The sequence below is a fragment of the Streptomyces composti genome (genome assembly GCF_012034205.1).
Lineage (GTDB): Bacteria > Actinomycetota > Actinomycetes > Streptomycetales > Streptomycetaceae > Streptomyces > Streptomyces composti.
In genome coordinates this window covers 56,238-78,545 of record NZ_JAATEM010000020.1, presented here as the reverse complement: position 1 = coordinate 78,545, position 22,308 = coordinate 56,238, and the positions used below count along the sequence as shown (strand labels likewise).

Annotated in this window: 14 protein-coding genes; 9 read left to right on the top strand and 5 right to left on the bottom strand. The window is 74.5% G+C overall.

All coding sequences use genetic code 11. From position 1 onward, the window contains the following. Positions 1-15: 15 nt before the first annotated feature. Together HCJ93_RS17725 and HCJ93_RS17720 are read right to left on the bottom strand one after the other, a co-directional pair. Positions 16-1,026: a TerC family protein gene (locus HCJ93_RS17725; protein WP_167996696.1), complete on the bottom strand. Its 1,011-nt coding sequence runs from the start codon at positions 1,024-1,026 to the stop codon at positions 16-18. Further along, complete coding sequence (locus tag HCJ93_RS17720; RefSeq protein WP_167996695.1) at positions 1,019-1,786, bottom strand: dienelactone hydrolase family protein; 768 nt, start codon at positions 1,784-1,786, stop codon at positions 1,019-1,021. Before HCJ93_RS17720 ends, HCJ93_RS17725 begins: the two co-directional genes overlap by 8 nt. 220 nt (positions 1,787-2,006) lie before the next feature. Here HCJ93_RS17720 and HCJ93_RS29890 point away from each other — a divergent pair, with 220 nt between their 5' ends. The 5 genes from HCJ93_RS29890 to HCJ93_RS17695 all read left to right on the top strand — a co-directional run bounded on the left by HCJ93_RS29890 (position 2,007) and on the right by HCJ93_RS17695 (position 11,213). Next, positions 2,007-5,246, top strand: a complete 3,240-nt coding sequence (locus tag HCJ93_RS29890) for an FtsX-like permease family protein (RefSeq protein WP_277350732.1) — start codon at positions 2,007-2,009, stop codon at positions 5,244-5,246. Next, positions 5,243-8,110: a YML083C domain-containing protein gene (locus tag HCJ93_RS17710; RefSeq protein WP_167996694.1), complete on the top strand. Its 2,868-nt coding sequence runs from the start codon at positions 5,243-5,245 to the stop codon at positions 8,108-8,110. Before HCJ93_RS29890 ends, HCJ93_RS17710 begins: the two co-directional genes overlap by 4 nt. Before the next feature lie 2 nt (positions 8,111-8,112). Then, the gene (locus tag HCJ93_RS17705) at positions 8,113-9,108 is read left to right on the top strand and encodes an ABC transporter ATP-binding protein (protein ID WP_373563588.1); all 996 of its coding nucleotides are present in this window, start codon (positions 8,113-8,115) and stop codon (positions 9,106-9,108) included. 121 nt (positions 9,109-9,229) lie between these two features. Then, a complete protein-coding gene (locus HCJ93_RS17700) occupies positions 9,230-10,549 on the top strand; it encodes a flavin-containing monooxygenase (RefSeq protein WP_167996693.1) in 1,320 nt (439 codons plus the stop codon). Between the two features lie 91 nt (positions 10,550-10,640). Further along, entirely contained in the window at positions 10,641-11,213 is a 573-nt protein-coding gene (locus HCJ93_RS17695; protein ID WP_167996692.1) for a GNAT family N-acetyltransferase, read from the top strand. Positions 11,214-11,936: 723 nt separating this feature from the next. On the opposite strand, the gene HCJ93_RS30345 is transcribed toward HCJ93_RS17695, so the two are convergent. Both HCJ93_RS30345 and HCJ93_RS17690 read right to left on the bottom strand, forming a co-directional pair. Further along, positions 11,937-12,014 carry a 50S ribosomal protein bL37 gene (locus tag HCJ93_RS30345; RefSeq protein WP_375256634.1) on the bottom strand — a complete coding sequence of 26 codons (78 nt, stop codon included), beginning with the start codon at positions 12,012-12,014 and terminating at the stop codon, positions 11,937-11,939. Positions 12,015-12,154: 140 nt separating this feature from the next. Next, positions 12,155-12,679, bottom strand: coding sequence for a DUF488 domain-containing protein (locus HCJ93_RS17690; RefSeq protein ID WP_167996691.1), 525 nt, complete (start codon positions 12,677-12,679; stop codon positions 12,155-12,157). 929 nt (positions 12,680-13,608) lie between these two features. Between HCJ93_RS17690 and HCJ93_RS17680 the strand changes: the two genes are divergently transcribed. The 4 genes from HCJ93_RS17680 (at position 13,609) to HCJ93_RS17665 (ending at position 19,950) form a co-directional block, all read left to right on the top strand. Beyond that, positions 13,609-14,814, top strand: a complete 1,206-nt coding sequence (locus HCJ93_RS17680) for a S8 family peptidase (protein ID WP_167996690.1) — start codon at positions 13,609-13,611, stop codon at positions 14,812-14,814. A gap of 142 nt (positions 14,815-14,956) precedes the next feature. Further along, a complete protein-coding gene (locus HCJ93_RS17675; RefSeq protein WP_167996689.1) occupies positions 14,957-18,331 on the top strand; it encodes a pyruvate carboxylase in 3,375 nt (1,124 codons plus the stop codon). Between the two features lie 139 nt (positions 18,332-18,470). Then, positions 18,471-19,049: a TetR/AcrR family transcriptional regulator gene (locus tag HCJ93_RS17670; protein WP_167996688.1), complete on the top strand. Its 579-nt coding sequence runs from the start codon at positions 18,471-18,473 to the stop codon at positions 19,047-19,049. Positions 19,050-19,131: 82 nt separating this feature from the next. Continuing rightward, positions 19,132-19,950 (top strand): VOC family protein, encoded by an 819-nt coding sequence (locus tag HCJ93_RS17665; RefSeq protein WP_167996687.1) that lies wholly within the window; start codon positions 19,132-19,134, stop codon positions 19,948-19,950. A 58-nt stretch (positions 19,951-20,008) separates the two neighbouring features. Here the strand turns inward: HCJ93_RS17665 and helR are convergent, their stop codons facing one another. Next, positions 20,009-22,150, bottom strand: coding sequence for an RNA polymerase recycling motor ATPase HelR (helR, locus tag HCJ93_RS17660; RefSeq protein ID WP_240967676.1), 2,142 nt, complete (start codon positions 22,148-22,150; stop codon positions 20,009-20,011). Positions 22,151-22,308: the final 158 nt, after the last annotated feature.

Genomic DNA, 22,308 nt, shown 5'->3' with positions numbered 1-22,308 from the left:
GATTTTACCCAGTTTTTAATGCTTTTCGGGAGGGCCGGGAGGGTCCTCCGGCGCGGAAACATCGGCGGGTCGCGTTTTCCCGGAATCCTCCGCGGTCACCGGCCGCGTCAGGCTGACCGCCACGGAGACGCTCAGCACGACCACGATCACGCAGAGACTGAGCCATGAGGGCACCTCGGGAACGGCCGGGGTGATCAGTTTGTGGGAGGCCTGCATGATGAGCTTGACGGCGATGAAGGAAAGGATCAGCGCCAGGCCCTGACTCAGATGGCGGAAGCGGTCGAGCAGTCCGGCCAGCAGGAAATACAGGGCGCGCAGCCCGAGGATCGCGAAAGCGTTGCTGGTGTAGACGATGAAGGCGTCGCTGCTCACGGCCAGCACGGCCGGCACGCTGTCCACCGCGAACACCAGGTCCGCGGCCTCGATCGCGGCGACCACCGCGAGCAGCGGCGTGGCCACGCGCCTCCCGGCCTCCTTCACGAAGAACCGCGCCCCCGCGTATTCGTCCCGCACCGGAACGACCTTGCGCAGCAGCCGCACCGCGAAGCTCCGGCCCGGGTCGAAACTCTCGTCCTCCCCGTGGAGGATCTTGTAGGTGCTGTAGAAGAGGACGGCGGCGAAGACGAAAAGCACCGCGGTGAAGCGGCTGACCACCGCCACACCGGCCGCGAGAAACAGCCCGCGGAAGACCAGCGCGCCGAGCACGCCGAGGAACAGCACCCGGTGCTGGTGCTCGCGCGGCACCTTGAAATAGCTGAAAATCAGCGCGAAGACGAAGAGGTTGTCGACCGACAGGCTCTTCTCCAGCAGCCAGGCGGTGGTGTATTCCACCCCGGGCCGCGTCCCCACCACGAGGAACACCACCCCGCCGAAGAGGACCGCCAGGCCCACCCACCAGGCACTCCACACCGCGGCCTCACGGAATCCGATGACATGCGTCTGCCGGTGCGCCAGCAGATCCACCGCCAGCGACGCCAGCACGATGACGGCGAACACCAGCCACAGCCACAGCGGCACGTCATACACGGGCCCGCCCCCCAACGGGATCGACCGGGAGGCCTGTGCCGAGTCCGGGGCATTCGGTAACCATATGTCTCCAGGGCGCCGTGTCTCCAGAACGTGTCGCTAGGACGCCGCGAGCCAGCGGCCCGAACCATCCGGCGGCGGCCCGCGCCACCTCCTCCAGCGCACCCGGCTCCGGGAACAGATGGGTCGCTCCCGGCACCACGTGGATCTCGTGCGTCACCCGCAGCCCGGCCGCCGCCGCACGGTTCAGACCGAGCACCGTCCGGTCGTCGCCGCCCACGATGAGCAGCACCGGCGCCGCCACCCGCTCCAGCGCCCCGCCCGCCAGATCCGGACGCCCGCCCCGGGACACCACGGCCGACACCCGTTCCGGACGCTCGGCCGCCGCCACCAGCGCCGCCGCCGCACCCGTGCTCGCCCCGAACAGGCCCACCGGGAGCCCCGCGGTGTCCGGTCGCCGCCGAAGCCAGTCGATCGTGCCGGCCAGCCGGCCGGCGAGCAGGCCGATGTCGAAGCGGTGCCGCGCGGTCAGCAGGTCGTCGCGCTCCTCGTCCTCGGTGAGCAGATCCAGCAGCAGCGCCCCGTGCCCGGCCCGCTGCAGCTCCTCGGCGACCGCCCGGTTGCGGGGGCTGAACCGCGAGCTGCCGCTGCCGTGCGCGAACAGCACCACCCCCCGGGGCTCCTCGGGAAGGACCAGATCGCCGGGCAGGGCCGCCCGGTCCGGCCCCTGCGCGGGGACCGTCACGGTTTCGGAGAGCATGCCGTGTCACTCCCTCGGGCAGTCGGTCGCCTGCCACCCGGGTACCCGTCCTGACCGGCCGCGCCACCCCCGCCGCCCGGCCCCGGCTGCCTTCCTCCCCGCCCCGCCGGGTCCCGGCGCCCGCTCCCGGCGCGTCCCCCGGGAGTCCGTCGGGACGATTGCCCGGCCCGGGCGGCCGGACCATACTGTGGCGGTCCACGGACGGGGGGAGACGGGGGAGTTGAGCGGGCGACGTATGCCGCCGGCGGCGGTGCGGGCGGTACGGCAGCACGCCCTGGTGCTGGTCGCCGCGCATCTCGCCGTGCTGCTCGCCGCCACCGTGCTCGCCGCACTCGCCGCCCTCACCGAGCAGGCCGTCGAGGGAGGGGCCCAGCGCCGGCTCGCCCGTGACCCCGACGCCGTGATCGGCGTCAGCGGCCCGTACCGGCAGCAGGACGCCGGGCGGGTGGACGGGCTGGTGCGCGACGCCGTGGACCGCGCCTTCGGCGGCGTACCGCACCACACCTGGTCCGCGCTCCGGGTCCCCGCCGCCCGCTCCGCCCAGCTGAGCCTCACCGAGGCGGCCGGCCGGCGCCGCGACGACACCCGCGTATCGCTCGCCGCCCTGCAGCACGCGGCCCGGCACACCACCCTGGTGGCGGGACGCCTGCCCAGGACCGCCCCCGGCGGCACGCCCGAGACGGCGCTGCACGAAGCCTTCGCGGCCGGACTCGGCGTCCGCCCCGGCGACGACCTGCGCATCCAGCCGTCCGGGGGGCCCCGGCTCCGGCTGCGCGTCGTCGGCCTGTACCGGCCCGCCGAGCGCAGCCCCGCCGTCTGGGCCGCCCTCGGCAGCGTCACCTTCGGCGCCTCCGACTCCGTGGCCCTGATGTCCCGTCAGGCGCTCACCGCCACCCCCGCCCTCGCCCGGGACACCGGTGCGCTCTGGCTGGGCGTCCCCGACGCCGGGCGGCTGCACCTGGCCGACATCGGGCCGCTGGCGGAGCGCGCCGACCGGTTCGGCGGCAGCGACGTCACGCTCTCCGTCTACCGCGGCACCCGCCCCACGACCCCGCTGCGGGTGTCGTCCACGCTGGACGACGCGCTCGACGACCTGACCACCCCCATCGCCGTCACCCGGGCCGGCCTCTACATGCCCGCGACCCTGCTCGCCGCCCTCGCCGCGGCCGCCCTCGTCCTCACCGCCCGCCGCCTCGCCGAGCACCGGCGGACCGAACTCGCCCTGCTGGCCGCCCGGGGCGCCGGAACCTGGCGGCTGGCCGGGTCGACCGGCGCCCTCGGGGCGCTCGTCGCCCTGCCGGCGGGCCTGGCCGCGCCCTTCCTGGCCGGCCCGCTGCTGCGGCTGCTCGACGGCGCAGGGCTGCTGCCGGGCGACGTTCCGGCGACCGCCGACGTTCCCGCAGGACGACTGGCCGCGCTGCTCGCCGTCGCCGTGTTCGCGGCCGCGCTGCTGCCGCCGACGCTGCGGACCGCCCGGGACCGCCATGCCCTGCGCGCACTGCGGCAGCGTCTCGGGCGGTTCGCCGCCGCCCAGCGGTTCGGCGCCGACCTGGGCCTCGCCGCCGTCGCCGTACTGGGCTGGCTCCAGCTCGCCCGGTACCGCACCCCGGTGACCCGCGGCGGCGTCGACCCGGTGCTGGTGCTCGCCCCGGTGGCCATGACCACCGCCGCCGCGCTCCTCGTGCTGCGCGCCCTGCCGCTGATCGCCCGGCTCACCGACCCCGCGGCCCGCTCCGGCACCGGCCTGGTGCTGCCCCTGGGCGGCTGGCAGATCGCCCGCCGCGCCCGCCGGCACGCCGGGCCGGCCCTACTGGTGACGCTCGCCCTCGCCGTGGCCGCCCTCAGCAGCACCGCCCTCGCCGTCCTCGACCGCGGAGACCACGACCAGGCCGTCTTCCGGCTCGGCGCCGACCTGCGCATCACACCCGGCGAACGCCCGGCGCCCGCAGACCGGCGCAGCGCCTACGCCGCACTGCCCGGCGCGCGAGCCACCACCCCCGTGACCGAGACCGACGGCTACCTCGGCCAGAGCTGGGTCGCCGTCACCGCCGTCAACACCACCACCGGTCCCGCACCCGCCCTGCGGCGCGACCTCGCCGACCGGCCGGTGGCCGACCTCGTGGCCCCGCTCGGCCGTGCCGTTCCCGCCCACGGCCTGCCCCTCACCGAGGCACCGCGCCGCCTGCCGCTGCGCGTCCGGCTCGCCGCGGACGGCCCCGGCGAACCCCGGCCCGTCCGGCTGACCGTCCACTTCCTCGACGCCGACGGCCTGACCCACTCGGGCACGGTCGGTCTCCGGGACACCGGCGGCGCCCCCCGCACCGTGCACGTGCCCGCCCCGGCCGGCGAGGGCGTGCGCATCGTGCAGCTCGGCCTGAGCATGACCGGTGAGAAGGCCCGGCGCACCTACCGGCTCACCATCGACCGCGTGCCGGGTCTGACCCGGCCCGCCCGCTGGCACGACCTGCGCGCCGACCGCCCCGACCTGCACGCCGCCGGATGCCCCGGCGCGAAGCCCCCGAGGCGCCCCGGCACCGCCCCGGGCCCGGTGCTCTGCTCCGACCGGCGCGCGCCCGGCACCCTCCTCGACGCCGTACTGCGCGGACCCGACACCGCCCTGAAGTACCCGACCTGGAGCGTCCGCCTGGGCACCGACACCACCAGGGGACGCCCCGCCGCACCCGTGCTCGCCGACCGCACCCTGCTCGGCTCCGGTGTGGTCCGCGTCGGCGACACCGTGACCCTGCAGGCCGCCCAGGGCGGCACCGCACGCCTGAAGATCGTCGGGGAGATCGACGCGGTGCCCGGGGCCGACCGGGACCGGCCCCGGCTGCTCGCCGACTCCCGGGCGATCGCCGCCCAGCTGGTCCTCTCCGGAGCGCTGCCCCGCGCGGAGTCCGCATGGTGGGTGGCCGCCGAGGGGCACGACGCCTCGGCGGCACTGCGCGCGGTGCGCGCCGACCCCCGCCTCGGCACCGCCACCGACGTCCCGCACACCCGTGCGCTGCTGGCCGCCGACCCGCTGCGCCAGGGCGCCCGCGGCGCGCTGACCCTGTGCCTGCTGCTCGCCCCGGCGTTCGCCGTGGTGGGCTTCACCCTGCACACCGCCCTCTCCGCGCGCGCCCGGGCGGGCGAATTCGCCCTGCTGCGCGCCCTCGGCCTGCGCCGCCGCCAGCTCGCCGCCTGCCTGTGGACCGAGCAGCTCGCCCTGGCCGCCGTCGCCGCCCTGCTCGGCACCCTGCTGGGCACCGGGCTGGCCGCGACGATCACCCCGCTGGTCACCGTCGACGACACCGGTGCGCCCGTCCACCCCGCCCTGCTCACCGACGTCCCCTGGCTGCGCGTCACCTGCACCGCGACCGCGACGACCCTGCTGATCTGCGCGGTCGTCACCGTCGCCGCCCGCTTCCTGGGCCGCATCGACCCGGCCCGGGTGCTGCGCGCGGGGGAGGACCGATGAGACGGACACAGCGCCCGCCCCGCGCCCCCGCCATCCCGGGGAGGCGCCGGACCCATGCCCCCGCCACCCCGGAGAGGCGCCCGCCCCGCGCCCCCGCAGCCCTGCGCGAGATGCGGGCCGAGCTGCCGCTGCTGGTCTGCACGACCCTGCTGATCGCCCTGCTCAGCGCCGTCGCCGCCGGCGCCCCCGCCCTGCTCGACCGGTTCGCCGGAGAGGCGCTCACCGCACGCCTGGACCAGGCACAGCGGTCGGCGCCCGGCCTGCGTCTCAGCGCCCGGTTCGAGCCGGCGACCCGGCGGGGCCCCCGCGACCTCGCCACCGGTCTCGGCGAGGGCCTGCACGCGGCCACCACCGTCATCGGCAACGCGGTACCCGGCCCGCTGAAAGGCCGGCTCGCCCCCTACGCCACCCGCGTCGAGCTGGCCTCCGTCGGCATCCGCACCGCCGGCCGGGAGACCGCCCTCGGCCTGATCCACGCCTCCGACGCGCCCGGCCGCGCCGTCTACGCCGAGGGACGGCCGCCCGACCCGCGGAGCCGGACGATCGAGGTCGCCTTCTCCACCCGCACCCGCGACACGCTGAAGCTGCGCCTGGGACAGCGACTGCCGCTGCGGCCCGGCTCGTTGGAACCCGCCGGGGCGACGGCCGTGGTCGTCGGCTTCTTCACCGCCGACGAGCGGGGCTCGGGACCCGGCGCCCGGCTCTGGCGCGAACAGCCGCTGCTGGCCCGCCCGTCGCAGCAACCCCCGCGCGACGGCTCCGGGCCGCGGTGGGAGGCCCGGGCCCTGGTCGCACCGCGCACCCTCACCACGCTCCAGGACCGGACCGGAGTCACCCTCACCGCCGACTGGAGCCTGCGCCTCGATCTCGACGTGGCCGCCGCCGCGCGCTTCGCCGGCGAGGAGGGCCGGAAGGAACTGCGCCGGCTGCTCACCCGGTATCCGGACGACGCGCGCACCGCCTACTGCGGCGACATCGGCAGCTTCGGCGGCATGTACTGCAGGATCGGCGACCACGCGGCCTCGAGCCTGGACGACCGCACACCGCTGCTCGACTCCCTCGACACCTTCGGCCGGCAGTGGCGGCACGGCCGCGTGGTGATCTCCTTCGCGCTCGCCTCGCTGCTCGCCGTCGGGGTGCTCACCGTCGTGGCCACAGCCCTGCTCGCCCTCCGCCGCCGTCTCGACGTCCACCGACTGCAGCGCGCCCGCGGCGCCAGTGCCCACCGGTTGGCGCTCACCCGGGCCGCGCACACCGCGCCCGCCGCCCTCGCCGGGCTCGCCGCCGGCCTCACCGCGGCCCGCTCCCTTCCGCCTGCCGCACCCGCCGACCACTACGGCGCCGGTGTCGCCGTGCTCGTCTGGCTGCTGCTGCCCGCCCTCACCTGGTACGCGCTGCGCGACCGGACCGCGCGCACCCGGCAGGACGCCCCCGGCCCGCGCCGTGGCGGACGCAGAATCGTCGCCGAACTGCTCGTCCTCCTCCTCGCCGCGGCCGGGGTGGCGGCGCTGCGCACCCGGGGCACCGCCGGCGCCGGGCCCGATCCGCTGCTCGCCGCGGTGCCGGCCCTGCTGGGCCTGGCCGTCGTCGCCGTCCTGCTGCGCTGCTACCCGCTGCCGGTGCGGCTCGCGGCCCGCTGGGCGGCGCGCGGGCGTGGCGCGGTGGCGCTGATCGCGCTGTCCCGCGCCGCCAAGGAGGCCCCGGCCCGCGCCCTGGCCCTGCTGGTCCTCGTGGTGACCCTGGCCGGCGCGGTCTCCGGCGGGATCGTCGTCGGCACGCTCGCCGACGCCCGCCGCACGGCCGCGGCCTGGCAGGCCGGCGCCGACGCCGCGTACCTGGGTGCGGCCCACCATCCCGGCGTCGCCGAACGGCTCGCCCGGGCCCGCGGGGTGGAGAGCACCGTGCGGGTGCGGCAGCTGCGGGTCGACCCGACAAGCGCGACGAGCGGCGAACGCCACGGCGTCGGCAGCCTCCTCGCCGTGGACGGCGACCGGCTCCGCGCCGCGTCCCCCGACTCGGAGGCGGGGCGGGCCCTGGCGGCGGCCCGCATCGGATCCACCGCGCCGTCAGGCGGGGACATCCCCGTCCTGGCCTCCGACGCCCGCACCGGCGAGGCGCTCACCATCGTCTCGCACGGCAGAAAGCTGCGGCTGCGGGTCGTCGGACGGCTCCCCGCCGAGGTACTGCGCGACCCGGCCCTCGGCCCGGTGCGCAGCTCCACCACGGCCCGGGACCGCATGCTGCTCACCGACAACCGGGCGCTCACCGCCATCGACCCGGGCGACTACGAGCAGACCGCATTGCTGCTCTACGGCCCCCGGCTGGACGTGCGGGAGCTGCGCGCGGTCGTGCCCGAGGCGGCGTCCGCCGCCGCCCTCGGTGAACTGCGGATCCGCGCCGAGGAGGAGGCCGAGGCGTCGTCCGACGGTCTGATCCGTGTGCTCGTGACCGCCCACACCGGCTGTACCGCTCTCGCCGTCGCCCTCGCCCTGCCGGCACTCCTCCTCGATCTTCTGCTGTCCGCCCCGGCCCGCGTCCGCACCGCCGCCCATCTGCGCACCCTCGGACTGAACTGCGGCGCCACCTCGGCGCTGCATCTGCTGCAACTGCTCCCGATGGTGCTGGCCGCCCTCGTCGGCGGCGGCGCGCTGGGCCTGATGCTGCCGGTGCTGCTCGAACCCGCCCTGCGCCTCGACGAGTTCACCGGCGGACCCGGCACCCCCGGCACCGCCCCCGACCCGCTGCTCGCCGCCGCGGCCGGCGCCGGTCTCGGGCTGCTGGTGCTCACGGCGGTGGGCATGGAGACCTGGTGGGGAGGGCGCCGACGGCTCGGCGCGGTCCTGAGGCTTACGGAGGAACGGTGAGCGTGAGCGAACCCGAGGCGACCGGCGCGACCGGCCTGCGCCGGCTGGAGGAGCGGGCCCGTGCGGCCCGCCGGCCCCTGCCCGACGCGGGCCTGATCGTCTGCGACAACCTGGTCCGCGTCTACCGCACCGAAGGAGTGGAGGTGCAGGCCCTCCAAGGGCTCGACCTCGTCGTCGAGGAGGGCGAGTGCACGGCGCTCGTCGGCGCCTCCGGCTCCGGCAAGTCGACCCTGCTGTCCATCCTCTCCGGCCTCGACCTGCCCACGGCAGGCCGCGTCCGTGTCGCCGGACACGACCTGCTGGCGCTGGGCCGCCGCGAACGCCTCGACTACCGGCGGCGCACCGTCGGCTTCGTCCGGCAGCAGACCGGACGCAACCTGGTGCCGTACCTCACGGCCGAGGAGAACGTCGCCCTGCCGATGAAGTACACCCGCACACCGCGCCGCAAGCGCCGCGACCGGGCCGCGGAACTCCTGGACATGCTCGGCGTCGCACACTGCCGGCACCGGCTGCCCGCGCAGCTCTCCGGCGGGGAACAGCAGCGGGTGGCCGTGGCGGTGGCCGCCGCCAACAGCCCGCGCGTCCTGCTCGCCGACGAGCCCACCGGCGAACTCGACACCGCCGGCGGCGAGCTGGTCCTCGAGGCGCTGCGCCGCGCCAACGAGCAGCTCGGTGCGACGGTCCTGATCGTCACTCATGACCCGCTCGTCTCCGGCCAGGTCCGCCGCACCGTGCGGATCCGTGACGGCCGCACCTCCACCGAGACGCTGCGTGGCCCCGGCGCCGCCGCGTCCGAGGAGTTCACCGTCCTGGACCGGGCCGGACGCCTCCAGCTGCCCCGCGACTACGTGGAGCGGTACGGCCTGCGCGGCAGGGTGCGCCTCACCCCGGAGCCGGACCATGTGGGCGTGTGGCCCGACCGTGCCCCGGCGGACCCGGACGACGAGGGCCGGGGCGACGGCCCGGACGCCGCGACCCGCCCGCAGGCCGGACCGTGACGAGCGCCACGCCTGTTCGGCACGGGTACTGGTGTGCGGCGTGTTTCCGCTGGGCAGGCAAAGGCTGACCCGGGAGCGAGTGGCCGACCGGGAGGCAAGTCGTGGCTGTGGGGAGTGGGACGTGCGGGTCTGCGTGATCGGGGCGGGGCTGTCGGGGCTTGCGGTGGCACATGCCCTGAAGGAGGCCGGTACCGATTTCGTCTGCCTGGAGAAGTCGCCCGGCGTCGGCGGCATCTGGCGCAGGCCGCAGGCGGGGGAGCGGGGCCCCGGCTATCTCTCCCTCCACCTCAACACGGCCAAGCAGCTCACGGGGTACCGCGACTTCCCGATGCCGGACTCGTATCCGCTCTATCCCAGCCACCGCGACATGGCCGCCTATCTGCGGTCGTTCGCCGAGTGGGCGGGCGTGCTGGACCGTGTGGAGCTGCGCACCGAGGTGGTCTCCGCCGACCAGGAGGCCGACGGCACCTGGACGGTGGTGAGCCGGGACGCCGAGGGCGCCGTGGCGGCCCGGCGCTTCGAGCACGTGATCGTCGCCTCCGGGCACCACACGGAACCGTCGCTGCCCGATCCGCTCCCCGCCGGCGCGGACGGGTTCACCGGCCGTGTCCTGCACTCCCTCGACTACCGCGACGGCAGCGACTTCACCGGCCGGCGCGTGATCGTGGTGGGCCTGGGCGCCTCCGCGGTGGACATCGCCGCCGATCTCTCCCGCCACGCGGAGCAGACGTATCTGTCCGTGCGCCGCGGGCTGCACGTCGTGCCCAAGCAGCTGTTCGGCATGTCCCTGGACGAGATCGCCGACACCCCGTGGTGGAACGAGATGACGCTGGCCCAGAAGCGCCGCTTCGTGGAGCAGGCGCTGCTGGTGGCCCGCGGCCGGCTCTCGGACTACGGGCTGCCCGAGCCGGACCACCCGATCTTCTCCTCCGCCGTGACGATCTCCGACGAGATCCTCAGCCGCATCCGGCACGGCCGGGTGACGCCGAAACCGGCCATCGGATCCTTCGACGGCGGCCGGGTGGTCTTCACCGACGGCACGTCCGCGGAGGCGGACGCCGTGGTGTACTGCACCGGCTACCGGATGGCGTACCCGTTCCTGCCGGCCGGCTGCCCGGCCGCCCCGGACGGCCCGGTCGAGCTGTACCGGCGGGTCGTCGCGCCGGACCGGCCCGGCCTGTACTTCGTCGGCCTGGTCCGCCCGGTGGGCGCGATCACGCGGCTGGTGGAGGCGCAGGCCCAGTGGGTGACGCGGATCGTGCGGGGCGAGGCCGTGCTGCCCTCGCCGGAGGAGATGCGCGAGGAGATCGCCGCGTACCACGCCTCCATCGCCGAGCGCTACGGCCTCACCCAGGGCGCTTCCATCCAGGTCGATGTGGGCCCGTACCTGGGGGAGTTGCGCGAGGTGCTGAGCGCCGGGACCGAGGTGGACGCGGGGTGAGGGAGCCCGGCCCGCGGACGTTGGGTGGACGGCAGGAGGCAGTCCGCCGTTCGGGACGGCATCGGGCCCGACGTCGTGCCATCGTGGTGCCATGAGCATCGATGTCCGCCCGGCCACGGTCTTCGAGGACGTACGTGCCGTGCTCGGCCCGAAGTCGCCGACGGCCAACGTCTGCTGGTGCCTGAGCTACCGCATCCCGTCCAAGCTCAACAACGAGCTGCGCGGGCCCGCCCGCGGCGAGTACGTGCGCAAGCTGTGCGCCACGGAGCCTGCGCCCGGGGTCCTCGCCTACGACGGCGACGAGCCGGTCGGCTGGGCGGCGGTGGCCCCCCGGTCCGAGACCTCCTTCGCCCGCAATCGCAAGATCCCGCACCTGGACGACCTGCCGGTGTGGTCCCTGTGGTGCATCCGCGTCCGCCCCGGCCACCGCAAGCAGGGCATCTCGCATGCGCTGATCGCCGGTGCGGTCGAGTTCGCCCGCAGCCACGGCGCCCCGGTGGTCGAGGCGTATCCGCTCGACAACGGCGACGCGAAGGTCGACCTGACGATGGCGTACGCGGGGCTCCGCAAGAACTTCGAGCGGGCCGGCTTCGTGCACGCCGCCGACACCACCTCGGTACTCGCCGGTCACCCGAGGATCCTGATGCGGCGCGATCTGCGCTGACCGGCCGGAGCGGAGGCGCCCGTCCGCGCCGGCACCTCGTCCCCCGGGGTGACGCCGCCGGGCTCAGGATCCGGTGTTCACACCGACGGGCTCACACCACCGCTCCTGCGCCGGCCTGCCGTGGCCTGCCGCTGCCTGCCCATGGCCCGGAGCAGTGGGGATCGAGGCGGGACTGCGGGCGCTGACCGCCGGCGGCCCGGACGCCGTGCGCATCGAGGCGCCGGCCCGGCCGCTCGGCGTCACCGAGGGCGGCTTCCCCGGGTGCTTCCGCGCCCGGGAGGCGCTGCTCACCGAGATGCTCGACACCTGGGAGCGTGCGGTCACCGACGACGTGATCGAGCAGACCGAGAGCGGGGGCGGGGACGCACGGGGCAAGCCGGAGAGGCTGTTCACCATCGCCTCCTCCACCGAGGAGACGGTCACCGGCGTGCCGGTGGAACCCGCCGTCCGTGACGGGGCCCGCCGCGATGCGTCCGTAGCCGGACGCCTCCGGCGGGTGGACAACCCGGCGCATGGCCTACCCGCGCGGCCTCTTCCGAGTTCTGCGCCGACCCCGACGACGTGGAGGTCCACTGTCCGCTGGCCTTCTCGCTGCGCGTCGGCCGGCACTGCATCGCGGCCGAACACGGCTCGCGCAGCCGGTCCGAGGTCATGGAGACGACCCGCGGCCGGCTGCTCCGGCAGAGGAGGGGCGGCGGGACCGCGGCGACGCGGCCCCCGCCCTCAGGACTGGGGCCGCTTGCCGTGGTTGGCGGCGTGCTTGCGGCGTGCCTTCTTCTTGCGGCGTCGCTTCGAGGACATACCGGCCTCCTGCGCTGAGGTGAACGTGCACCGCCGTGCCCGGCGGCATCCGACCAGCCCCAGGCAACCACCGTTTCCGCGTGTCCGCGACTCCGGCGCCGTCCTCCGCGACCACGGCCACGGAGCACTCCCGTACCCGGTCAGGAAGGCGGCGGGTAGACCAGGTGCCCGTCCCGCAGCCGCGCGTGCTCGCTGAGGACGGCGGGCTTCGTCACCGTCGGGGACATGATGTGCACGACCTCCGCACCGGCGACGATCAGCGCGTCGGTGATCAGCCGGCGGTGGCACCGCCAGGGCACCGCCTCGCTGCACACGATCGCCGGGCGTTCCTGCACCGCCAGCTCCAGCAGCTCGTCGAGGCCCTCCCGGAACTCGTCGGTCGCCATGTGGTCGGCGTAGTCCCGGAACGCCTTGACCCGCCAGGCCCCGTTGGGACTGGGCACACCCGCCGGAGTGTGCCGCCGGCCGCCCAGCGCCCGGATCCAGCGGTAATCGATGCCCGGGGGCAGCGCCTCGGTGAGCGCCTGCCGATTCCACTGCGGGAACTTCCGCGAGGACGGGTAGGAGCGGACGTCCACCAGGCAGGTGACGTCGTTGCGGCGCAGCATCCGCACCACCTCCTCGACCTCCCGGGTCGAGTGCCCCACGGTGCAGATCCGGTTCACCCTTCCCGAGTCTAGGCCCGGCACCCCGGGCCTGCGCTCGCCGGCAGCCTGCCGGGATGTCAGTGCCGCACGGCAGAGTGCGCGGCATGACCGAAGCCAGCGTTCAGGCCGGCCTTCTCCGCTGTCTCCAGGACGCCCGCGACGCACTGCTGTGGAAGCTGGAAGGGCTCTCCGACTGATCGACCGGATGGCCGCCCAGGGCACCGCCTTCGTGCCGGCCCTCACTGCCTTCGCGGGCGCCGGCCGCAGGCGCGCGGAGCGGCCGAGTGCCCGTCGCGACGTGGCTGGACGGCCGGCGTGGCCTGCCGCCCGACGTCCGGGCCGCCCACGAGGCCGGAGTCAGGGTCCTCGCGGGGACGGACAGTCTTCCCTGCGGCACGGTCTCCTCCGAGGCGGAGTGGCTCGTGAGGGCGGGGCTGCCCGCCGAGGCGGCGGCTCGGCGCGGCCTCCTGGGCCGCACGCGCCCGGCTCGGCCTGCCGGGGCTGGTGGACGGGGCACCGGCGGACCTCGTCGCCCACGACACCGATCCCGCCGCCGACCCGTCGGCGCCCGCCCACCCGAGCCGTGTCGTCCTGCGCGGCCGGGTGGTCGCCTGACGCCTCGAAGGACGTGGCGGGCCGCGCCGGACGGCGTCCGTCCGTGAGCGGCTCCGGCACGGAGAACGTCCGGCTCGTGAGGGTTGGGTGAGGGGATGGTCACGAATCTCGCCCAGCCGCTCGTTTGATCTTCAACCAGCCCTGCCAGCAGGGGTTTTGCCGACAGGTTGGCTCGGCTTTGGGCGGACCTTGTGGAGATGGCATCTGATGTGGCGTCAGTCCGCCGGCGGAGGCATTGATCTGGTCGCGACAAGTGGCCACGCTTCTCGTCATCCTCCGACGCCTCGCCGCGCCGGAGGTGAATCCCCCCACTGACGAGGAGACCCCTCTTCATGACGCATCACACGCACACCGGTGCACGCAAGCTCACCACCGCGGCGATAGCCGTGGCCGCCGCGACCTCCGCGGCGCTCCTCACCGCGCCGACGGCCCACGCCGAACCTCCCCAGGGCACCGTCCTCGGGCTCGGCGCAGAGAACGCCGTCGACGGCAGCTTCATCGTGCTCCTCGACGAGAAGGCCTCCGCCGGCGAGAAGAAGGAGCTGGCCCGTGAGTACGGCGGCAAGCTCCGGCGGACCTACGGCTCGGCCGTCAACGGCTTCTCCGCCACCGGGCTGACCGAGACCGAGGCCAAGCGACTCGCCGCCGACCCCGCCGTCGGCGCCGTCGTCGCCAACCGCACCCTGCACACCACCGCCACCCAGGACAACCCCCCGTCCTGGGGCCTGGACCGGGTCGACCAGACCGACACCGCGGGCGACCACAAGTACACCTACCCGGACAAGGCCGGTGAGGGCGTCACCGCCTACGTCATCGACACCGGGGTGCGCGTCACCCACAAGGACTTCGAGGGCCGCGCCGAGCACGGCTACGACGCCGTCGACAACGACGACACCGCCGACGACGGCAACGGCCACGGCACCCACGTCGCCGCCACCATCGCCGGCGCCCAGCACGGCGTCGCCAAGAAGGCCCGCATCGTGGCCGTCAGAGTCCTCGACGACAACGGCTCCGGCACCACCGAGCAGGTCGTCGCCGGCATCGACTGGGTCACCGAGCACCACCAGGGACCGTCCGTGGCCAACATGAGCCTCGGCGGCGCCGCCGACCCCGCCCTCGACGCGGCGGTCAGCAAGGCCATCGCCTCCGGCATCACCTTCGCCGTCGCCGCCGGCAACGAGTCCACCGACGCCGGCCAGGGCTCGCCCGCCCGCGTGCCCGAGGCGCTCACCGTCGCCTCCAGCACCGAGGACGACGCCCAGTCCGACTTCTCCAACTACGGCTCCGTCGTGGACCTCTACGCCCCCGGTTCCGAGATCACCTCCGCCTGGAACGACAGCGACGACGGCACCAGGACCATCTCCGGCACCTCCATGGCCTCCCCGCACGTCGCGGGCGCCGCCGCGGTGTACCTGTCCGCCGACCCCGGCGCCACGCCCGACGCCGTGGCCGAGGCGCTGACCGAGAGGGCCACCCCCGACAAGATCAGCAACCCGGGCACCGGAACCCCCAACAAGCTGCTGCGGGTCACCGAGTAGACCACGCCACGCACCCGCCGGGGGCCGCGGAGGAGGACGTCCTCCGCGGCCCTCGGTTCGTGGAGTGGCCCGGCTCACATGGCGTATCCGGCCGGCCACCGACACGATGGTCTTCGTCACCGGCAGGCTGAAGGGATCACCAATGTTCCGCAAGGTGCTCGTCGCCAACCGCGGTGAGATCGCGATCCGGGCGTTCCGCGCGGGGTACGAGCTGGGCGCCCGTACCGTCGCTGTCTTCCCGTACGAGGACCGCAACTCGCTGCACCGGCTCAAGGCCGACGAGGCCTACGAGATCGGTGAGCCCGGTCACCCGGTGCGCGCGTATCTCTCCGTGGACGAGATCATCCGCGCCGCGCGCCGCGCCGGAGCCGACGCCGTCTACCCGGGGTACGGCTTCCTCTCCGAGAACCCCGAGCTGGCCCGCGCCTGCGAACGGGCCGGCATCACCTTCGTCGGGCCCAGCGCCGACATCCTCGAGCTGACCGGGAACAAGGCCCGCGCGGTGGCCGCCGCCCGCGAGGCCGGCGTCCCCGTCCTCGGCTCCTCCCAGCCCTCCACGGACGTGGACGAGCTGCTGCGGGCCGCCGAGGACATCGGTTTCCCGGTGTTCGTCAAGGCGGTCGCGGGCGGCGGCGGGCGCGGCATGCGGCGCGTCGAGGACCCCGCCCAGCTGAGGGAGGCCGTCGAGGCGGCGTCCCGGGAGGCGGCCTCCGCCTTCGGCGACCCCACCGTCTTCCTGGAGAAGGCCGTCGTCGACCCCCGCCACATCGAGGTGCAGATCCTCGCCGACGGCGAGGGCGACGTCATCCACCTCTTCGAGCGGGACTGCTCCGTGCAGCGCCGCCACCAGAAGGTCATCGAGCTGGCCCCGGCCCCCGATCTCGACCCGGAGCTGCGCGAGCGGATCTGCGCCGACGCCGTGCGGTTCGCCCGGCAGATCGGCTACCGCAACGCCGGCACCGTGGAGTTCCTCCTCGACCGCGACGGCAACCACGTCTTCATCGAGATGAACCCGCGTATCCAGGTCGAGCACACGGTCACCGAGGAGGTCACCGACGTCGACCTCGTCCAGTCGCAGCTGCGCATCGCCGCCGGTGAGACCCTCACCGACCTCGGGCTCTCCCAGGAGTCGATCACCCTGCGCGGCGCCGCCCTGCAGTGCCGCATCACCACCGAGGACCCGGCCAACGGCTTCCGCCCGGACACCGGACGGATCAGCGCCTACCGCTCGCCGGGCGGCTCCGGCATCCGCCTGGACGGCGGCACCACCCACGCCGGCACCGAGATCAGCGCCCACTTCGACTCCATGCTGGTCAAGCTCACCTGCCGCGGGCGCGACTTCGCCACCGCCGTGGGCCGCGCCCGCCGCGCCGTGGCCGAGTTCCGCATCCGCGGCGTGGCCACCAACATCCCGTTCCTGCAGGCGGTCCTCGACGACCCCGAGTTCCAGGCGGGACACGTCACCACCTCCTTCATCGAGCAGCGCCCGCACCTGCTGACCGCCCGTCACTCCGCCGACCGCGGCACCAAGCTGCTCACCTATCTCGCCGACGTCACGGTGAACAAGCCGCACGGCGAGCGGCCCGACCTGCCCGACCCGCTGGTCAAGCTGCCGCCGCGCCCCACCGGGCAGCCGCCCGCCGGCTCCCGGCAGCGGCTCACCGAACTCGGCCCCGAGGGCTTCGCCCGCCGGCTGCGCGAGTCCCCGGCCCTCGGCGTCACCGACACCACCTTCCGCGACGCCCACCAGTCGCTGCTGGCCACCCGGGTGCGCACCAAGGACATGCTGGCCGTCGCGCCCGTGGTCGCGCACACGCTTCCGGAGCTGCTGTCCCTGGAGTGCTGGGGCGGCGCCACCTACGACGTCGCCCTGCGGTTCCTCGCCGAGGACCCCTGGGAGCGGCTGGCCGCCCTGCGCGAGGCGGTCCCCAACATCTGCCTGCAGATGCTGCTGCGTGGCCGCAACACCGTCGGCTACACCCCCTACCCGACCGAGGTCACCGACGCCTTCGTGCAGGAGGCTGCGGCCACCGGCATCGACATCTTCCGCATCTTCGACGCGCTCAACGACGTCAGCCAGATGCGTCCCGCCATCGAGGCCGTGCGTGAGACCGGCACCGCCGTCGCCGAGGTCGCGCTCTGCTACACCGCCGACCTGTCCGACCCGGGCGAGCGCCTCTACACCCTCGACTACTACCTGCGCCTCGCCGAGCAGATCGTCGAGGCCGGCGCCCATGTACTGGCCGTCAAGGACATGGCGGGCCTGCTGCGCGCGCCCGCGGCGGCCAAGCTGGTCTCCGCGCTGCGCCGCGAGTTCGACCTGCCGGTGCACCTGCACACGCACGACACCGCGGGCGGCCAGCTCGCCACCTACCTCGCGGCGATCCAGGCCGGGGTGGACGCGGTCGACGGGGCCGTGGCGTCCATGGCCGGCACCACCTCCCAGCCGCCCCTGTCGGCGATCGTCGCCGCGACCGACCACTCCGAGCGGCCCACCGGGCTCGACCTGCAGGCGGTCGGCGACCTGGAGCCGTACTGGGAGAGCGTCCGCAAGGTCTACGCCCCCTTCGAGGCGGGCCTGGCCTCCCCGACCGGCCGCGTCTACCACCACGAGATCCCCGGCGGCCAGCTGTCCAACCTGCGTACCCAGGCCATCGCCCTCGGTCTCGGCGACCGCTTCGAGGACATCGAGGCGATGTACGCCGCCGCCGACCGGATGCTCGGCCGCCTGGTGAAGGTGACCCCCTCCTCCAAGGTGGTCGGCGACCTCGCCCTGCATCTGGTGGGCGCGGGCGTCTCCCCGGAGGACTTCGAGGCCGACCCCGGCCGGTACGACATCCCGGACTCCGTGATCGGCTTCCTCCACGGCGAGCTGGGCACCCCGCCCGGCGGCTGGCCCGAGCCGTTCCGCACCAAGGCGCTCAAGGGCCGCCCCGCACCCGAGCGGGTCCAGGAGCTGTCCGCGGACGACCGGGCCGGGCTGGCCAAGGACCGGCGGAACACGCTCAACCGGCTGCTGTTCCCCGGACCCACCCGCGAGTTCGAGACGCACCGGCAGAGCTTCGGCGACACCAGCGTCCTGGACAGCAAGGCCTTCTTCTACGGGCTGCGCCCGGGCAAGGAGTACGGCGTCGACCTCGAGCCCGGTGTGCGGCTGCTCATCGAGCTGCAGGCGATCGGCGACGCCGACGAGCGCGGCATGCGCACCGTGATGTCCACCCTCAACGGCCAGCTGCGGCCCATCCAGGTCCGCGACCGGGCGGCGGCCTCCGACGTCCCTGCCACCGAGAAGGCCGACCGGAACAACCCGAACCATGTCGCGGCGCCCTTCGCGGGCGTGGTGACCCTCGCGGTCTCCGAGGGCGACGAGGTGGAGGCGGGCGCCACGGTGGCCACCATCGAGGCGATGAAGATGGAAGCGGCGATCACGGCCCCCAGGGCCGGCACGGTCGGCCGCCTGGCCATCAACCGCATCCAGCAGGTCGAGGGCGGCGACCTCCTCGTCGAACTCACCTGACGGCACCCCCGCGGGGAGGCGCCGGCCCGGCATCTCCCCGCGGGTCCCCGCCTCCCGGGGACCAGAGGACTCCAGGCGTAGTACTGTGCCTGAAGTACTCCGAGTCCGGCGCAGAACGCGCGCACCTCCGGGAGGGGCCATGGTGAGGCGGAACGACCAGCGGCGCGCCGCCCTCGTCGACGCCGCGATCGAGGTACTGGCCAGGGAGGGCGCCCGCGGCCTGACGTTCCGCGCGGTCGACGGCGAGGCCGGCGTCCCCACCGGGACGGCGTCCAACTACTTCGCCAACCGCGACGACCTGCTGATGCAGGCCGGCGCCCGGGTCTACGAGCGGCTCCAGCCCGACGAGGCCACCATCGCCCGCCAGCGGGCCGCCGGACGGGACCGCGAGACCTACGCCCGGCTGATGCGCGAACTCGTCGGCCGCATCGCCTCCTTCCGCACCGGCTACCTGGCCCTGCTGGAACTGCGCCTGGAGTCCACCCGCCGGCCCGGCCTGCGCAAGCTGCTCACCGAGCGGGTCCGCGCGGACGTCGACGCCAACGTCTCCTACCACGAGGAGTCGGGACTGCCCGGCGACGCCACCGCCGTGAAGCTGCTCTACCTGGCTCTCAACTGGCTCATCGTGGAGCAGCTCACCCTGCCGGACGTCTTCGGCGAGGCCGAGCGGGAACGGCTGGTGACCGCCGCCGTCGAGCGCGTCGTGGCCGCCGAGTAGGCCCGGACGGCGCCGGGCGACGGGCGGTTGTCAGTGGCCGGTGTCACGCTGAGTCGAGGAGCACTCAGCGAAAGGGACCATCGTGATCACCACCGACTACGCCCCCGGTGCCCCCTGTTTCCTCGACCTCGGCGCCCCCGACGTCCCGGCCGCCGCCGCCTTCTACAGCTCGGTGTTCGGCTGGGACTACGAGGCCATGGAGGGCGAGAACGGCGATGGCGGGAACGGACAGGACATGGAAGGGGGGATGTTCCGCAAGAACGGCAAGATCGTCGCGGGGCTCGGCAAGCTCACCGAGAAGGGAGCCCGCCCGGCCTGGATGATCTACTACAGCGTTCCCGACGCCGACGCCACCACCCAGGCCGTGGAGCGGGCCGGCGGCAGCGTCCGGGTCGCCCCCACGGACCTCGACGAATGGGGCCGCATGGCCCAGTACACCGACCCGCTGGGCGGCCAGTTCGCGGTCTGGCAGTCGGGCACCAGCAAGGGCGCGGAACTGGTGGACGAGCCGGGCTCGCTGTGCTGGACCGAGCTGATGACCACCGACGTCGCCGCGTCCAAGGAGTTCTACACCCAGGTCTTCGGCTGGCGGTACACCGAGATGGGCATGCCCGGCGACGGCGGTACCTATCACATGATCACTCCCGCGGGGCAGCCCGAGGAACGCATGCACGGCGGCATGATGCAGCTCGGCGAGGAGGACCTGGCGCTCAACCAGGGCCGCCCGTACTGGCATCCGGTCTTCGCCGTCGACGACTGCGACGCGGCCGTCGCCACCGCCACCGAGAACGGCGGCACCGTGCAGATGGGCCCGGAGGACGCCGAGGGCGTGGGCCGGCTGGCGGTGTGCCTGGACCGGGCGAACGCCGACTTCGTGGTGCTCGATCCGTCGCAGGGCTGAGCGCTCGCCCGCGCCCCGGCACCTCGAGAGCCGCGAGCGGGCACCCGGCCGCGCACCGTCAGCGGCCGGTCAGGACCACGAGCCGCTGGGTGGCGCGCGTCATCGCGACATAGTGGTCCACCGCCCCCTCGATGCCCTCGCCGAAGCTCTCCGGACCGACCAGGACGACCAGGTCGAACTCGAGGCCCTTCGCGAGCCCGGGGGTCAGCGAACGCACCCGCGGTGAGGACGGCCGGAACGCGGGATCACCGATGACACACGCGGTGCCCTCGGCGTGCTCGGCGAGCCAGGCGTCCAGGACCGAGTCCCGCTCGGCGACGGATCCGTACTGGACGGGGACGCCGGTGCTGCGCACCGACGTCGGCACATTGGCGTCCGGCAGCACGGCCCGGATCACCGGTTCGGCCTCGGTCATGATCTCCTCGGGCGTCCGGTAATTGATCGTCAGCGACGCCGACTCGATCCGGTCGAAGCCGACCCGCTCCAGCCGCTCCCGCCAGGACTCCGGGAACCCGTGCCGCGCCTGCGCGCGGTCCCCGACCACGGTGAAGCTGCGGGACGGGCACCGCTGCAGCAGCATCTGCCACTCGGCGTCGGTGAGCTCCTGTGCCTCGTCCACCACGATGTGCGCGAACGGGCCGGCCAGCAGATCCGGCGCCGGCACCGCCAGCTCGGACTCGTCGACCAGGCTGACCTGCGCGTCCTGCCCGCGCAGCATCGTCACCAGGCCCTCCCCGTCGTCGCCGTCCGCACCGGAGTCGGCCGCGGCCGCGATCAGGTTGTCGACGACCTGGTTCATCCGCTCGCGCTGGGCGGCCAGCACGGCCTCCTGCCGGCGCTTGCGCCGGGCCGTCTCCGGGTCGCCGAGCCGCTGCCGTGCCGCGTCCAGCAGCGGCAGGTCGGACACCGTCCACGCCCGCGGCTCCGCGCGCTGCAGCAGGCGCACCTCCGCACGGCTCAGCCAGGGCGCGCACATCCGCAGATACGCGGGCACGGACCACAGGTCCGCGACGACATCGGCCGCCTCCAGCAGCGGCCACGCCCGGCCGAGCGCCGCGACCAGCTCCCTGTTCCGCCGCAGCGAGACGCGCAGCTGCTCCTCGGGAACCGTGTCGTCGTGCCTGCTCACCAGGATGGTGAGCAGCTCCTCCCAGACCTGTTCGCGCGCCTCGTTGTGCGGTGTCCCCGGCTCCGCCGCATCGAAGGCCGCGGCCCAGTCGGCTGCGGTCAGCCGCACCTCGGACCACGGGGTGACCACGGTCATGCCCTCGGCGGGCGGCTCCTCGTAGAAGCGGACCGCCTTCTCGATCGCCCGCACCATGTCCGCGGACGCCTTCAGCCGCGCCGCTTCCGGATCGGTCTCCGCCACCGCCGAGGCGCCCTCCGCGACCAGATCCCGCAGGGTGCAGGTCTGCACTCCCTCCTCGCCCAGGCTCGGCAGCACATCGGCGACATACGCCAGATAGGGCCGGTGCGGTCCGACGAACAGGACACCGCCGCTGCGCTGCCTGAGCCGCGGGTCGGAGTGCAGCAGATAGGCGGAACGGTGCAGGGCGACGACCGTCTTGCCGGTGCCGGGGCCCCCGTCCACCACGAGGGCGCCGCGCGATCCCGCGCGGATGACGGCGTCCTGGTCGGCCTGGAGGGTGGCCAGCACGTCCCGCATCCGTGCCGAGCGGCTGCCGCCGAGGCCGGCGATGAACGCCGACTGGTCGTCGAGCGCGGCATGCCGCTCCAGCCCGTCCGGGGTGAACACCTCGTCCCAGTAGTCGCTGATCCGGCCGTCGGTCCAGCGGTACCTGCGGCGGCTGGTCAGTCCCATCGGGTTGGCGTGCGTCGCGCCGAAGAAGGGTTCGGCCGCGGGGGAGCGCCAGTCGACCAGCAGCCGCCGCCCCGTGCTGTCCGTCAGGCCGAGCCTGCCCACGTAGACGGGCTCCGTGCCGTCCTCGGCGACCATGCGACCGAGACACAGGTCGAGCCCGAACCGGCGCAGGGTGCGCAGGCGTGCGGAGAGCCGGTGGATCTCCGCGTCCCGGTCCATGGCGTGCCGCCCGAGCCCGCCCGGCGCCCTGCGCTCGGCGTCGAGCCGGGCCGAGAGCTCGGCGATCGTCTGCTGAAGACAGGCGGCCAGTGCCGCGAAGTGCCGCTCGTCGTCGGCGATCAGCGCCGGATCGGCCTTGGCCGCCGGCCGCTCGGGCAGGGCGAAGACGCCCGTGGCAGGCGGGGCGACGCCCTGATACGACCCCTGGACGGATGAATCGGCATACACGTGATGAACTCCCCGTTTCCGCAGCTTCCCGGCTCAGGCCGGAGATTCTGCGGCACAGTGGGGGCCTTGCCGCAAGCCCCCCACTGCGC